Origin of the sequence: Helicobacter cetorum MIT 00-7128 (assembly GCF_000259255.1) — a bacterium.
Lineage (GTDB): Bacteria > Campylobacterota > Campylobacteria > Campylobacterales > Helicobacteraceae > Helicobacter > Helicobacter cetorum_B.
In genome coordinates, this window is record NC_017737.1 from 1,778,079 (window position 1) to 1,795,274 (window position 17,196).

The window sequence follows — 17,196 nt, forward strand, 5'->3', positions numbered from 1 at the left end:
AAAAAAAATGAACACTAATTTAAAAAAAGCCTTGTTTTTAACTACTCTTAGTTGCTTACAAGCTAATGAGGGCTTTTTAGCCATTATGCCTAATGAGAGCAAAGAAGAAAGTATCTCGCAAGAAAAGCAATTAGAGCAAAAGATTGCTCCACAAAATACCATTAAAAAACAACAATCAGCTCCTTTGCAAAGCGCTGAATTGTTGCAAAGTCAAGTTAAAAGAGAAGTTAAAGAGCAAAAAAAGTCTCAAAAACACTTAGTAGCTATGCAAACTAAAAATGGCTTTTTCTTAGGCTCAGAAATTGCCATTACAGGCACAAGTTTAACTCAAAGTTTAAGCCTTATTTCTAATGTTACAGATGATTTGCTAACTTATAGCAAGACTTCTAAAAATGCTAATTTTAATATGGGACTATTAGTAGGTTATCAGCATTATTTTGGGACTAAGAAAAGACATGGGATTAAAATCTCAAGTCATCTTTATGGAGGCACACCTAGTGAAATAAGCACAGATATAAAGATTTACAATTCTAAGGTTAGCACTAATTATACGCCTTTAAATTTTGGACTAGATGTGAAGTATTTGTTTGACTTTTTAAATGTTATTAAAAAGAACCGCCATACACTAGGGCTAAGTGTAGGCTTTGGCTGGCGTATGCAATACTATTTTGCAAAAATAGACCCCATAAAAACCAGCCATAGTGAGTTTATCACTAATAAACCTAAGGATATTTTTAATCATGGTTTTTATCCTACCATTGGACTGCATTATTACTTAAACCACCATCAATTTGAAATCAACTATCGTTTTGGAGGGGCAATCAATTATCAATTTGTTGTGCCTAGCAAAATTGTCGCTCAAAACGGGAATTTTAAGGGCGAAGTCTTGTTTTCTAATTTTCTTACCAAAGCAACTAATTCTAGCTACATAGCGTTTAACTACGCTTATTTATTTTAATTTTAAGGAGTAATCAAATGTTAGATGAAGTAAGCAAAAACCACGAGTTAGAAAATAACTCAAATAAGCAAAACCAAGAACCAAAGGAAGTAGAAAAAATGCAGTTGAATAATATTCAAAGGGCTAAAGAGTTAAAAGATAATGCCATTTTGATTGTAAGACGCACTGATGAGTTAGACAAGGCTATCAATAAGCGTGAAAGCTTAGAGAGGGAATTTAACAGACGCATTAAACACTGGGATAGCAAAATAGAAACTCTTAGCAAAGAGATTGATGAATTGAAGAAAAAGTAATCCTATGGACTTAGACAAACTCAAAGATTATAGAGCTTTAAGGCATTGCATTTTAAAGCTCTTGCCCTATTTAAAGAGTGGTATTACAGAACTCATTATGAATAGAGAAAAAGAAATTTGGCTCTATAAGCTTAATGGGACTAGAGAAAAAGTCTTTGATGAAAATTTAGACAAAGCCTTTTTATTAAGCTTTGGGGAGCAATTAGCAAGTTTTAGAGATTTATTTTTTAATGCCAATTACCCCACCCTTAACACTTCAATCCCCACATCCAGATACAGGGTGAGTATGAACCACTTTGCTATTAGTGCGGATAATGAGCTGAGTTTGAATATTAGAGTGCCTAGTGAGAAAAAGTTTAACTTAGAAGCTTTTAAACTCTCTTCTATGTGTCAATACGACTATGAGTATTTACAAACGCTTATGATTGAGGGTAAGAACTTACTCATTAGTGGGGGAACAGGCAGTGGAAAAACAAGCTTTTTAAACGCTTTGATTGAGTTTATCCCTAAACACACAAGAATTTTAAGTGTTGAAGATAGCCAAGAGCTAGATTTAAGGGCGTTTGATAACCATAAATCCTTGTTAGTGGATAAAACCGAAAGCTCTCATTTTACTTATGAAGACGCTTTAAATATGGCAATGAGAATGTCTCCTGATAGGCTTATGGTAGGCGAGATTGACACACGAAATGCCATGCTTTTTTTAAGATTTGGCAACACTGGGCATAAGGGCATGGTTTCTACTCTACATGCAGATAGCGTGCGTTCAGTCATAGAGGCGATTGGCTTAAACTTGCAAATGCGTAATAAAAGCGATTTGAGTTTAGATGTAGTGAGAAAATTCTTTGAAAGTAGCGTAGATGTGGTCGCACAAATTGTTTTAGATAAAGCCACTAACACTAGATATATCCAAGAAATCTTACCTGCAAAAGAATTAAGAAGTAGCCTATGAAAAAGTATCAAAACAAACGAAAATTGGGTAAGCGTATCAATTGCTTTATTTCAATTGAATGCAAAGATATTTTAGAAAACTATTTAAAAGTCAAAAAACTTAGTGTTACTGAGTGCATAGAAAGCCTTTTATTAGCCCTTGACCCTAGCAAAGAAACCATAAAGGCAAAAGAATTTTATGAAAGCTTGTTTAAAGTTATTAGTATCAACCAGCATGTCTATAGGGAACTTATGGCTAATAGCAATAATCTTAACCAATTAACCAAGAATACTAATATCGCTATAAAGTATAACAAGCCCTTTTATTTGCAGAATTTAGCGTTCTTAGAAGAGCTTTTTAATGTTATGGATACGCTCAATAAAAATGTAGAAGAGTGTAAAAAAATATCTTTAGAATTGTTACTCCAAATCTATAAGGAGCAAAAAAGCCAAACAGAGTTTAATGCCATCTCAAAAATTCTCAATGCCCTTAATGAAAAACAATCTACTACTGAGCCAAAAAAGGATAATTTATGAAAATGCAATTTGTGAAAGCTTTTTGTGTGCTTTTTAGCATTTTGCTTATCCCCTTATTTTTTATCTTGGCTAATTACTACACTTTTGATGCCCTAAAGTCGTTGAGACAAGCTTATTTCTTTTCTCAAAGCGTTTTTGTAGGGCTTTATAACGGAGCGAGTATCTTTGATTTAAAATTTGAAGTCTATATCACCATGCTTATGTCTTTAACACCCTTAGTAGCTACAATCTATATCAGTTTTCCAAAGACTACAGAAATTTCGCATGGTTATGCGAGATGGGCTAATGTTAAAGATATAGAATGCTTTAAAGTCTTTAGTAAAGAGGGCTTTTGTAAGGTAGTGCATAGATTAGGGGTGCAATTTGATAATGGCTTTATTTTAGGTAAATTTGGTTTTCCTAAGCTTAGAAATGTGTGCTATGACAAACCCTTAGGAGCGATGATTGTTGCACCCCCTGGAGCTGGAAAAACTGCATGTATTGCTTTGCCAAACTTATTGACTTTACCTAATAGCTGTATTATCACTGACATTAAAGGCGAACTAAGAGATAAGACTGCTGGATATAGACAAAAATTCTTAAACAACAGGATTTTAATCTTTAATCCCTATGGTGATGATAACACTTGCTATTTCAATCCTTTTGATAAAAGGATTGTTGAAAAGATGACCTTTGCAGAGCAATTAAGGCATGTTAAGGCAGTGGGCGATGGCATTTTTGTAGATGAAGAAGACCACTGGGTGTCTAAAGCCAAAGAACTTTTTGTCTTTTTTGCTCTTTTACAAATAGTAACCAAAGGGTATAGCTCTTTTTATGATGTCTCTATCGCTCCAACAGATGATTATGCTCCCTTAATACACCCTAAAAGCCCTTACTACAAGCAACTCTATCAGCATGATAAAAAGACAGGTGAAGTTATCCTAGACCCACAAACTAACGCCCCTATGCCAGTCCTACAAGCTGATATTTTAAAACTCTTTTTAAAGCAAACGGCTGACCAAAAATACATAGATGTAAATGATGAAAGAAATTATAATCCTAATGAGCCTAACCCACCTTATGGAACAAAGGACGCACTAGATGAAATCATAAGAACTGGTGCGAGAAAATGGGCTAGAACTCCTGATGATGAGTTTGGGAGCATTATGTCTTCTTTTGTGCGATTTATGTTTGTTTATCAAGACCCCAAAGTGCGTGAAGCCACTTCTAAAATGAGCTTTGATTATGAAGAATTAAGAACAAGCAAAATTAGTATCTACATCGTGATTGCTCAAATTGATATAGGCACACTCTCTCCGTTAGTGAGAACTTTTTTAGAAAGCATTGCTAAAAATCTTATGGTTAAAGAAAGCTCTAAACCTGAAGAGCGTATTTTTATCATCGCTGATGAATTTGTTAGATTTGGTAAGTTGCCTTTCTTGTTAGAAATGCCAGCATTGTGTCGCTCTTATAATGTCGTTCCCTTATTCATCACGCAAGACTACGCAATGATTAGAAAACACTACAGCGATGATGATTTGAAAATCCTAAAAGGCGTGGTGCATTATAACATTGTCTTTAAGATGAATAGTGCAGAAGATGCTGAGATTGTCTCTAAGGAAGTGGGCGAATTTACAAGACAATCTAAAAATTATTCTACTGAAAAAGGTCAGTTAGTCTTTGGAGGTAGCTCTTCTTATAGCCATGAGGGTAGAAACTTACTCACAGCCCAAGACATTATGAACATCAATTCTGATGAAGTCATTGTCATTGTTACAGGGGCAAAAGCTACCCCCTTAAAACTCAAGGCTAACTATTGGTTTAAAGATAAAGAGCTTTTAAAAAGAGCTAATTTGCCTATTGATTTAGAAGTAGAGAGAAAAAGAGTTGAAGGACCTACGCAACCCACTACAGAGATTGAAACAACTCCTAATCAAAACAAAGCTAATTTAGAACCAAGCAATGAGGGGGAAAACACAGAGAATGAGAGTAATGAAAGCAACAACAAGAATAACCCCACTACAGAGCTTGAAAATTCTAATCTCATAGAAAGCGAACAAGATAATGAAAACCCCATTACTTCAGAAAGCAAGAATGAAAATACAGAGCAAGGAAATCACAATGAAATTGATGAGATTTTAAAAAAGCCAATGAGTGAAATCAGCATGGAAGAAAAAAGAGCCTTGTTTAAGAAAATGCAACAAGGCGATGAAGAAAGCGAACAAGAAATTCTACAAAGCACCCAAAATTAAATTTTAAAAGGAGCAGAAAATGGCATACATTCCCAGCAAAAAGAAACTTCAAACTCTTAGAGAGCAACCTAATTTATTCAGTATCTTAGATGATGGCGATATTATCCCTACTAGCACTCATAAAGAGATAGTTGATAATGAGATTAAAAGCAAAAACCCTACACCACTAGAACCAACGACTGAATTAGATAAAACCAAAGAACAAGAGCCACTTAATTATCAAGTGAAGTTTAAAAGCAACACGCTAAGCATGATTAACAGAAACCCTATTGAATGGGCGGAGTATCTAAGCTCTGAACAACGCCAATATGATGACAATAGCACAGAAGAGGTTAGTTTCTTTGCTAATGGTGAAGTAAAAGACAGCTCACGCTATTATGAAATCAATAATGAGGGGTTTAAAAAGCGTGTAACTAAAAACTACAAGCTTATTGATACAAAAACTAATCAAGCACTTAATGACAAAGAAACTGAAAGACTAACCTATACAAACAGCTTAGAAGATTTAAAAGAACAAGGTTTAGAAGTAGAGCTAACCCACCACTATGAAACACACAAGAAAGTCTTAGAAAATGGCAATGAAATCACCAAAGAATACGACCATATTGCTGATGTTTACACAGAAGTAGAAAGAACAAGCAATTATGAATTAGTAAAAGAGATAGTCCCCCCTATGTCTAGCAAAGAGTATTTTAAGCTCTGTAACAAATTGCCCTTTGAAACTCAAGGTAATGACAATGCTATGAGTAATGATATATTAGAACCCAGCACTTCTAATACTATTCTCTCTACTCAAAATCCTAACACCCCTATTAAAACATTAGAATTTGAATTAGCTCAAAAAGTGCAAGATTTTGTAAGAAATATTGAAGATAATGCTAGAACAACTCGTTATGGTGCGTGGCTAGATAAACATGAACCCTATCCTAGTTTCTCTTGGAAAATATACAAATTGCTACGAAATTCTATTGCTAAAGAAAATAACCTTAGCATTGAAAATGCCACTAGAATTGAAGAGTTTATCTCTCATAATAATCATATCTTAGGCTGGACTAAAGAAGAACAAGAGACTATGCAAGATGATTTAGATTATTCATTGATGAAAGATTTTTATGGAAAAACGCCACGCAAACTTCTAAGCTTAGAAGAAGTATCTAAGGCTAAAATGGAGTTACAAGAATACTATCAAAAGGTTTATGTCAAAGGGCGTAGTCAATGGGACAAATGGAATATCAAAGAAAGAGAGATTAAGCCGTTTGAAGACATTCTAAGAGATATAGACAATTTTGAAAAAGCTTACAAAGAGCGTTACAATGATTTTATCAGCTTGAATGAAACAATCATTCAAGCTAAGGAGAGCAAAAATAATGACCTTGAAAATTCTAGAACAAAAGAACAAACTCTTTTAGAAACATACTTTATTGACTTAAAAGCCTTACAAGATTTAAAAGAGCGCTATGCTACAGAAAATAACCCTACTTTTAGTGATTATAAAAACTTAAAAGCAGAGCAAAACGCTATGCTTTTTGCTAGGAGTGATGAAGAGATAGAGGCAAAATATCCTTTAGGATTTAAGTTTTCTCAAATGAAAGAAAAATACCAAAGCGAACTCATCAAACTTAGTATTAACTCTACTTTATACAACAACGCCCCTAAAGATAATGGCGCAGAAATTCTACAACTTTTAGATAATGCCTTTATGCTCTATGTTTCAAACAAAGACTTGTCTTTAGGGCATTTAGAAAGCGTTTTAGCCCAGCTAGAAATTCAAAAAACCCTTGAAGATTTAAGGGAGTTTGACCTTTATCAAGCATTTGAAAATGCCAATGAAAACACCTTAGGATTGAATAATGATACTCTAAATAATGCAGAGTTAAACCATACTAACCATTCTATTGAGAATACTCTCAAAGAACAAAACAATCCCAACCCAACCCTATCTACTCAAAGTCTTTTTAGTGATTTAGAGATTTTTGGGATTAGTAAGCAAGAATTACAAAAGGCAAAAGAAACTTACCAACAAAATAAACCTTATAAATACTCAACAGAAGGTTACAATGTAATGCCTTTTGTTTATCAAACAAGCCTTTATCAAACTACCCAAGACTTTAACTATATAAGACTTTCTGATTTAGAAGACAGAATGGTTGGCATTATTAAAAAAACCCTTGAACACTACATCAAGAATGAAAACATGTCTTTAGAACATGTAGAAAGCATGTTAAACAAAGTCGCAAATGCCTTAGAAAAGATAGATAAAAATACTAAAGATTTAAGATTTTTAGAATTAAATCACGCTCAAAAAGAGCCTTATGTAATAGCGAACACCGAATTTGAGGTTTTTGATAATGTTTTAGATTTATTTCCTAATGAAACTATCAATCAGTTTGTTGATAATGAAATCAATCCTAATGACACGCTTATGGATATTGCTTATAGTGTCCAAGAAAAAGTAAGAGAAAATTACCAATTATCCCAAGAGTTAAACAGACCTATTGAAAACACTACCCCACAAGAAAATACGCTTTCTACTCCCCCAAATCCTATGATAAATGAGATTAAAACAGCTATTGAAGAATTAGACCAAGTAGAAAAAGAATTTTACAGCGTTGATTACAAAACTCAAGCGGATAATCTCTATAAGGAAATGTTTGAGAACCCAGAGAATTTAAGCGAGTTTAAGCTCACTCAAATGGCTAAAGGCATTCAAAACGCTAAAAATAACCTACTAGAGCAAGAGAAAAAACGCCAAGAGATTTCTAAACTCAAAGAGCATTACAACCAAAGCTTAGAAAACTTGCAAACTAGAGATAGCCTTTCTATACTCAATCAACCTAATGGTGCTATGAAAGAGTTTCTAGCTAAGGAATTAGGCACACCTTCTACAAGCAATGAGTTTGTTAAAAATTTAGAAGATTTGTTATGGGATATTGATATTTGCAAGCGTAATTTTAATAGCCTTTTAATAGACAGAAATACTTTAAGAGATGAAAGCTCACTTAGACCCCTAAAGGCAAAAGCAAGTGCTTTAAACAATCCTTTTTTAAATCATTTCTATGAAATCAATTTTGATGTAATGGGGGCTGATAATCTCAACCCAGCTACCCCAAAAGACATCATAACCATTCCTACTATGCAAGAATACTATGAGTTTAAAAATGCGGTGCGTTTGAATGGAGCGTATCATCAGAGCCTAGAAACTAAACTAGACAAACTAGAAACGCTTATGAGAGAGTTTTGTGCTAAGTTTCACAAAGAGTTTGGCATAGATTTAATAGATTTAAATAATCCATTAAACCAGCCATTCAAAGCTAGTAAAACCCCCTTAGAGCAACTACAAGATTTAATTAACAATGAGCCAAACAAAGAAACTCTAAAAGAAGAGTTTAATCAAAAGCTTAATGCCATTGTATCTAATAACGCCATTATCAACACCTTTAAGAGAAATATAGACATTACTGAGATGGTGTTAAATGACTTTAAAAAAGATATGAGTATGGATTTTGAAAATCTCTACTATAACAACAAGGAATTTAATGCCTTAATCACACAAAGCCTTAGCGTTATTGTGGGGGATTTAATTAGTGAAAATAGCCTTATGGATAATAAAACTATTGATAATACAATAGAGCCTAATCAATCTATTAACAATAGTATTACTGAAAATAATGATAATAATAATCCAAGTTTAAGTAATGCTAGTTTAGAATTAGAACAACAAAATTTAGGAGAGCAAAATGCAAACAACAATGATGCAAGGATTGAGCGAGATGGAGCAGAAGTTCATAGAGACTTACATACCATACGGATACCCAGAGAGACGCAAGAACGCACTCAAAAGGAAATGGGCGAACGCATTCAAGAGAAGATACCCAAACAAAACATTCAAAACAAAGACCTTGCCCTACATAATGAGCCTAGAGAAACAACAAGCGAAAGAATTCTTCAGTCTAGCGACCCAAGACTTGTTTCCAGGGGAACACCCCCTAGACAGCATGTGGAGAATGACCACTTGGCTAGAAATGGTCATAGAACCAGCACAGGAGGAAATGAGACTGAAAGAAGAGAAGAAACAAGCGGACATCAAAATGATGTTGGAGGCAGAGAAGAGAGGGATTTATCCCAAGATGAGAGAAGAACACCACCCTTATCGCAACAAGAACCTAGTCAATCAGGTCAACGCAACGATATGGTATCTCATGGAGCAGATGACAGAGAAGAGGGACTTGGATTACTACGCCTATCTAATCCTAGAGAGATGGGTGCATTATTTCCCACAAACGATGAAATCAATGGAGAACGAAGTTCTAGGGAGCATATCAACAGCGATAGAGAATCAAACCAAGATGGAACTAGAAGTCCTAGACAGCATGCAATCTCAAATCAAGAGAGCGCAAGGGATGACAGATATGGAGCTACTCAAAGAGGCTCAAATCAATCAGTATCACTATCTACTAATAAGCAGAATTACAGAGAGCCAAGCGTGGAAAGAGGATTGGAAAGTGCTAGAGAAAGCAGGGATAAAAAAACAAGACTTCAGGCAAATTTAGACAACCTACAAGGCTTACTCCACAGCATTAAAAACAACACTATAGCGAGTGAGCCTAATTTTAGAGAGAGGCTCATACAAGCTATCTCAACCAACCCTACTTTAAGCGCTCATCATTTAGGCAAACAACTCTTAGAAAACCCTACTACTAAAACTTTTATTGATGAATGGGGCGAGAAAATAAGCTCTAAAGAAGTGATAGGTTTATTTGAAAATCTTTTAGAGGGAACTTTAAAAGATTTAGAAAGCTCTCAAAAAACACAAGAGCAAGAGCCTATCCTAGAAAAACAAAATGAGCAAGAAATCTCTAATCTTAGACTTTATACCATGAGTGAAAAGCTAGAACTCTTAATTCAAAGCATAGAAAAAAAGGAATTAGTAGATAGTCTCAAAATAGATACTGATAATAAGTTAGAAGAACTTTTTTATATTATGCAAGAAAGTTTAAGTGATTTAGATGGGCTTGAAAGTGCGAGATATACAAGAATTGTAGCAAAAGTGCAAGATTTGCCTTTTTATCTTAAAAAGCAAGATTTCAAAGATATTGAATTTAGCGATAATGAAAAAATGCTTTTGCAAGAAGTCATTCAAATGCAAAAAGAACATGAGCAAAGACTTATCTATGATAAAACCATTTCAACTTTAGATAAAAAAGAGGCTTTGAAAACCCCTTTTATTTTTTCACCATTAGAGAACCCACTCTATTTGGATATAAAAGAAAAGCTTGATAGTGGTAGTTATTACTATGGGATAATAAGCGAATTTTATGACATTCTCTTAAAAGCTGAAATTAAGCAAAAAGTCTATGAGAATATTAAAAAGAAAGATACGATTATACTGACTGAAAATAGCATTTCTAAAGAGATTGCCAATCTAAGAAAAAACACTGATAGATACGATAATTTAGTTATCGGTCCTAGAACAACAGAAAACACACTAAAAGATGTTAAGCGCCTTTTTAATGAAGAATTAGATTTAAGCTCTTATGTCAATCTAAGTGAGGCTATCTTTTCTGCCAACGCAGAAGTTTTATCATCAAAGACAAACGCACAAGAACTACAGACTATAGAGCCTATTGCAGAAAATAGCAACCAAGAAATCTCTAATTTTATACAAGAGCCAAACGCACAAGAACTCTCACAAACTAGCCGATTACAAACTACTCCACTTTTTGAGAGTTTGCTTAAAAATTACAACCCAGCTCCCCCTGAAATTCCTAATTTTAAAAACGAGAATGAATTGCTTAATGCAGTGTTTCAAGAAACTATTACGCAAAAAAATGGCACAGAGCCACAAGCCACAGAAAATGCTAAAGAAGAGCAAACTCCACAACAAGTCCAAGAAAATCCTAAGCTTGATTTTAAACCTAACGAAGAAATTTTGATTAATGGAAAAGTCAGTCGTTATAAGGCAAACATCAAAGCCATTGAGTTATTAAAAGAATTGCAAATTAGAGAAAAAGCCTTACAGGACATTAACTCTGATTTGCACTACTATGCCACTAAAGAAGAGAAAGAAATTTTAGCTCAGTTTAGTGGTTGGGGCGGACTTGAGAGCTACTTTAAACAAGAAAATCCTAAAGAACACCAAGAATTAAAAACTCTTTTGACTAAACAAGAATTTGAAAAAGCCTTGTTAAGCACAAGAGACGCTTACTATACTCCTAAATTAGTCATTGATAGCATTTATGCAGGTTTAGAGCAATTAGGGTTTAATAATGATGACAATAAAAAAGAAATCTTTGAACCTAGCTGTGGGACAGGCAAGTTTTTAGCTTATGCCCCAAGTGATAAAAACTACCACTTTGTAGGCACAGAATTAGACCCCATTAGTGCTGGGATTTCTCAATTTCTCTATCCTAATCAGAGAATAGAAAACAAAGCCTTACAAAACTATGATTTTTACCAAGATTATGATGCCTTTATCGGTAACCCCCCTTATGGACAGCATAAAATTTATAGCTCTAATGACATGGAATTAAGTGGGGCAAGTATCCATAATTACTTCTTAGGCAAAGCTATCAAGGAATTAAAAGAGGATGGTATAGGGGCGTTTGTGGTGAGTTCTTGGTTTTTAGACGCTAAAAATTCTAAAATGAGAGAACACATCGCCAAGCAAGCCACCTTTTTAGGAGCGATAAGATTACCTAATAGCGTGTTTAAAGGCACAGGGGCAGAAGTAACAAGCGATATTGTGTTTTTTAAAAAGGGCGTGAATAGTGAAATCAATCAAGATTTCACTCACTCTAAGCTTTATTATGAAGATTTGATTAAAGCTTTAAACAATTACCATGCAAAAGCTATAGAAATTTTACAAGAAAATAAGCTTGATAATTTGGTTGATAGAGCCAAACTAAATATTATCAATATTCTTGCTAATTATTTCAATTTAAAACCACAAAACGAACAGAGCGACTTTTATAATATTGACACTTCTACTTTTGGATATAGCGAAGAAGACTACCAAACTATAAAAGATTTCATTGATAAAGTTGGCGAAAATAAGATTGATTTAAACGAACAAACCTTAAATGAATACTTTACTAACCACCCACAAAACATTCTAGGTAATCTCAGTTTAGAAAAAACTCGCTATAGTGAAGAAGTTAATGGCAAACGGATTTACAAATACGAGTTACAAGTTTTAGAAAATAAAGACTTAGATTTATCTAACGCCATTAGTAAAATCATTAAAAACTTGCCTAAGAATGTCTATCAATACCACAAGAAAACCATAAAAACTAACGCTCTTATTATTGATAGAAACGATGAACGCTATAAAGAAGTCTCAAGGCTCATCAAAGATTTAGAAGTAGGCGAATTAGTCAAATTTGATAATCGCTATTACAAACTAGAACAAAACAATGAAAACGCTATTTTTTTAGCCCCAACTAAAATTGCTGGCAAAACCCAAGAAAAAAGGATTGTTGAGTATTTGAAATTAAAAGTTGCTTTAAATGATTTAACGAATGCCGAATTAAACCCCCTAAGTTCTGATTTAGAGCTAGAAAATAAGAGAGCTAAACTCAATGCTGTTTATGAGGGGTTTGTCAAAAAATTTGGCTATCTCAATGAAAATAAAAACCGCAAAGACATTAGACAAGATTTGTATGGGGCAAAAGTCTTAGGACTAGAAAAAGACTTTGAAAAAGAAATCACTCTTAAGTCTGCCAAAGCTCAAAACATTTCCCCAAGAAAACCAAGTGCTAAAAAGGCTCAAATCTTTTTTGAAAGGACTTTAAACCCTAAAAAAGAATTTTCTATCACTAATGCTAAAGAGGCTTTGATAGCAAGTCTAAATCAAAAGGGCAGACTAGACTTGCATTTCATAAGAGATAATTTTAAAACCCAAAGCTTAGAGGCCACCATAAACGAGTTATTAGAGCAAAAGCTTATCTATAAAGACCATAGCGATAATGGTGATTACATTCTAGCCAATGACTATCTAAGCGGTAATGTCAAAAAGCAATTAAAGGAAGTCAAAGAGGCAATAGAAAGGGGTGTTGAAGGGCTAGAGAATAATTTAAAAGACCTAGAACGCATTATCCCTAAAGATTTAAAGGCTACTGAGATTATGGCTAATATCAATAGTCCTTGGATACCTACCAAATATTTAGAAGAGTTTTTAGTTGAATTAGCAAGCAATCATTATGAAAAGCAATATGGCTACAAAATGAATGACGCTCAAATAGAAAACATAAAAAAAGACATTAACATCTATCATTTTCAAGGGACTTTTAGAGTAGTAGTAAATGGTTTTAATAATGGATTAGATGAACTCTTTGGCATAAGAGATAAAGTCCATACTTCTTATTATAAAGTGCCTTTTAGTCATCTATTAGCTAAAGTCTTAAACAATAAGGATTTGAGTGTTAAATACGAGAAGCCCCATCCTACAGAGCCTAAAAAGACCATTCAAGTAACCGATGAAGAATTAAGCAATGTTGCTAGAAGTAAGGCAGAAGAATTAAAAGAAGCCTTTCAAGACTGGATTTACAAAGATTATGAGCGCCGAACGCATTTAGAACAAATCTATAATGACACTTTTAATAACTCCGTTTTAAAAACCTATGATGGCACGCATTTAGAATTAGAGGGCTTTAATTCTAACATTACTTTAAGACCCCACCAAAAGAATGCGGTGTTTAGAACTATCCAAGATAGAGCGGTGTGTTTAGACCACCAAGTTGGCGCTGGTAAGACCTTGTGTGCCATTGCAAGTTGTATGGAGCAAAAACGCATGGGGCTAGTCAATAAAACTCTCATTGCTGTGCCAAACCATTTGACTAAACAATGGGGCGATGAGTTTTATAGAGCCTATCCTAATGCGAATGTCTTAGTGGTAGATAGTAAAGACATTACAGAAAATGAAAGAGAGCTTTTATACAACCAAATTGCTAATAACAATTATGACGCTGTGATTATCGCTCATAGTCATTTAGAATTATTGTCTAATCCTAGAGAAATTGTAGAAGAATTAAGGGAGGAAGAATTAAATAAAGCTGAAGAAAACTTTAGAAGACTAGAAAAACAATACTTAGCCAATAAGAAAGAGTTTAAAAAACCTAATGAAAAAGCACATAAAAACAAGCTAGACAAAATCAATGATAAATACGACAAGATTTTAGAAAAGCAAGGCTCTCACATTGATATTAGCCAAATGGGGATTGACAACTTAATTGTTGATGAGGCGCATTTGTTTAAAAACCTAGCCTTTGAAACTTCTATGGAAAAAATTGCAGGGCTTGGTAATCAACAAGGAAGTAATCGTGCTAGAGACTTATTTATTAAAACTCGCTACTTGCATAAAAACAATAAAAAGATGATGTTTTTAACAGGCACACCGATTGCTAACTCCTTAAGTGAAATGTATCACTTGCAACGCTATTTAACCCCTGAGATTTTAAAAGAAAGGGGATTAGATTACTTTGATGACTGGGCTAAGACTTATGGGGAAGTGGTGAGTGATTTTGAATTAGACACTTCAGCTCAAAGCTACAAAATGGTGAACCGCTTTTCTAAGTTTAGCGATGTGCAAGGTTTAAGCACGATGTATAGAGCTTTTGCTGATATTGTCTCTAACGATGATATTTTAAAGCATAACCCTAACTTTGTGCCAAAGGTTTATGGAGGAAAACCTATCAATGTGGTTGTGCCAAGAAGTGAAGAAGTCGCACAATATATCGGTATTGCTGATGAGAATGGCAAATACAACGAAGGCTCAATCATTGATAGAATGCAAAAATGCGAGGGCAAGAAAAACAAAAAAGGCGAAGACAATATCCTTTCATGCACTACAGACGCACGAAAAGTGGCTTTAGATTACAGATTGATTGACCCAAGCGCTAAAGTAGAAAAAGAGTTTTCTAAAAGCTATGCTATGGCAGAAAATATCTATCAAAACTATATAGAAACTAATGAAGTCAAAGGCACACAGCTTGGCTTTATAGGGCTATCTACCCCTAAAGTGCATTCTCAAAAAGTGAGTCTAGAAGAAGTAGATTATTCTTTGGGAGCGTTAAATGAGATTAAAGAAAAAATTCAAAAGCAATTTAGTGATAGATATGGGAGTGGGGTTAACTTAGAGAGCAACTTTGTAAATGACTTCATTAAAATGCACCTAGACAATATCAAACAAATTAAAGCTGGAACTTTCCCCCTTGAAATGAGTTTGAATGAGTATAGAGAAGAAAACTCCATAGATGATTTTGAAAATGAACTCTTGCATGACATAAGCGAGAATACTAAGGATTATGAGAAGTATCTTAATCTCTTAGAAAACACTAACGAACTAGAAAACAAAAAAGCTATAGATGAAACCCAAGAATTGCTAGAAAGCCTTTCGCAATACGATGAAAATGGCAAACTTATAACTCCTAGCAAGAAAGAGTTAGAAAACGAGCTTGATGAGAAAAAGGCTAAGAGTGTTGATTTAGATGAAGAACTAGCCAAGAATTGTAAGTTTGATGTCTATAGTGATGTGTTAAGGCACTTAGTCAAAATGGGTATCCCCCAAAATGAAATCGCCTTTATCCATGATGCAAAAAGCGAAGAACAAAAGCAAGATTTGTTTAAACGAGTTAATCGTGGCGAAGTTAGGGTTTTACTAGGCAGTCCAGCTAAAATGGGCGTAGGCACTAATGTGCAAGAAAGATTAGTGGCTATGCATGAATTAGATTGTCCGTGGCGACCAGATGAGTTGTTGCAAATGGAGGGGCGTGGGATTAGACAAGGTAATCTCTTACATCAAGCAGACCCTGAAAACTTTAGCATGAAAATCTATCGCTATGCGACTGAAAAAACTTATGATAGTAGAATGTGGCAAATCATAGAGACCAAATCTAAAGGCATAGAGCAATTTAGGAATGCCCATAAATTAGGCTTAAATGAATTAGAAGACTTTAATATGGGAAGTAGCAATGCGAGTGAGATGAAAGCAGAGGCTACTGGTAATCCCTTAATCATTGAAGAAGTCAAGCTTAGACAAATTATTAAGAGCGAAGAGGCAAAATACAAAGCCTTTAATAAAGAGCATTACTTCAACGAAGAAAACTTGAAGAACAACACTTCTAAATTAGATTATCTTAACAAGGAACTAGAGATTTTACTAGCCATAGATAAGGCTAAAGAAAATAAGGGGAACAATGTAGAAATTAAACTCTATGATTTAAAAAATGAAACTAGCAAAGACTATGAGCTTATTAAGGCGAAAGTTGTAGAGCCTTTAAAGGAAAATGCCACAATGAGCGAAGAATTAGAACACAAGAAACTTAAAGAACAAAACAAGAAGGTTGGCGAACAAAACAAGATTGTGTTAGATGAAATCAAAAAGCAATTCGCTAAAAACATGGATACCTTGTTTTACAATGAAGAAGAAAATTTTAAAGTCTTAGAGTATAGGGGATTTGTAGTGAATGCTTACAAATCTAAATATGAAGTAGAATTTACTTTAAGCCCTAAAGATAATTTAGAAGTTGTCTATAGCCCTAGTAATCCTAGAAATTTGACTTTCATAAACGAAAACGAAACTATCAGTGTGCTTGACACTTCTTATAATTTCTGCAAGGATATTAAATTTGATGGCTTTTTAAGAAGGCTAGATAATGCGATTGCTAAATTACCTGAAAAAATCAAAGAAAAACAAAATGATTTTTCATGGATACAAGAAAATGTTACCAAATACACTAGATTAGTGGAGCAAAAAGAAGAATATCCACGCTTAGAATACTTACAAGCTTTAAAACTAGACCATAGAACCTTAATAGATGATTTAGCCAAAATGGGTAAAGACAGAGAGTATAAGCCAGTGTTTAACCCTAAATCTAAAGAAATCTTAGAAAGAATGGAGGCTGAAAAGAAAGCGAGTTTAGAGAGTGAGAGTAAGGCAATGACCGAAATTGAAAACAGCAATAAAGAGCAAGGAATTAAGGGGAACACAAAGAGCCATGATGAAATAGAGCCAACTATAAAACAAGAGATTGGGGAAGAAATAGAAAAAGGCACTGAAATTATCTCTTCTAAGGAAGTTGCAACCACAAATAATGTTGATTACTACGAAAATGAAGAAGAAGTAGAAAACACCAAAACAAGGGGCAGAAGATGAGAAAGAACTCTAACAAACTCTTTAGCTTTTTAAATGGCATTAAATGGCGTGATTTACGCCTTGTTATGCGAGTAGTCAAGCTAGTGAAACGCTTAG

Annotated in this window: 6 protein-coding genes; all 6 read left to right on the top strand. The window is 34.1% G+C overall.

Going from position 1 to position 17,196, the window contains the following annotated elements:
• The first annotated feature begins 7 nt into the window (after positions 1–7).
• The 6 genes from HCW_RS08170 (at position 8) to HCW_RS08195 (ending at position 17,100) form a co-directional block, all read left to right on the top strand.
• Complete coding sequence (locus HCW_RS08170) at positions 8–958, top strand: membrane protein (protein WP_014661743.1); 951 nt, start codon at positions 8–10, stop codon at positions 956–958.
• 17 nt (positions 959–975) lie between these two features.
• A complete protein-coding gene (locus HCW_RS08175) occupies positions 976–1,251 on the top strand; it encodes a hypothetical protein (RefSeq protein WP_014661744.1) in 276 nt (91 codons plus the stop codon).
• A gap of 4 nt (positions 1,252–1,255) precedes the next feature.
• Complete coding sequence (locus HCW_RS08180) at positions 1,256–2,203, top strand: ATPase, T2SS/T4P/T4SS family (RefSeq protein ID WP_014661745.1); 948 nt, start codon at positions 1,256–1,258, stop codon at positions 2,201–2,203.
• Positions 2,200–2,718, top strand: coding sequence for a hypothetical protein (locus HCW_RS08185; RefSeq protein ID WP_014661746.1), 519 nt, complete (start codon positions 2,200–2,202; stop codon positions 2,716–2,718). The genes HCW_RS08180 and HCW_RS08185 overlap by 4 nt, the downstream gene beginning before the upstream one ends.
• Positions 2,715–4,949: a type IV secretory system conjugative DNA transfer family protein gene (locus HCW_RS08190; protein WP_014661747.1), complete on the top strand. Its 2,235-nt coding sequence runs from the start codon at positions 2,715–2,717 to the stop codon at positions 4,947–4,949. Before HCW_RS08185 ends, HCW_RS08190 begins: the two co-directional genes overlap by 4 nt.
• A gap of 127 nt (positions 4,950–5,076) precedes the next feature.
• Positions 5,077–17,100, top strand: coding sequence for an SNF2-related protein (locus tag HCW_RS08195; RefSeq protein WP_419470993.1), 12,024 nt, complete (start codon positions 5,077–5,079; stop codon positions 17,098–17,100).
• Positions 17,101–17,196: the final 96 nt, after the last annotated feature.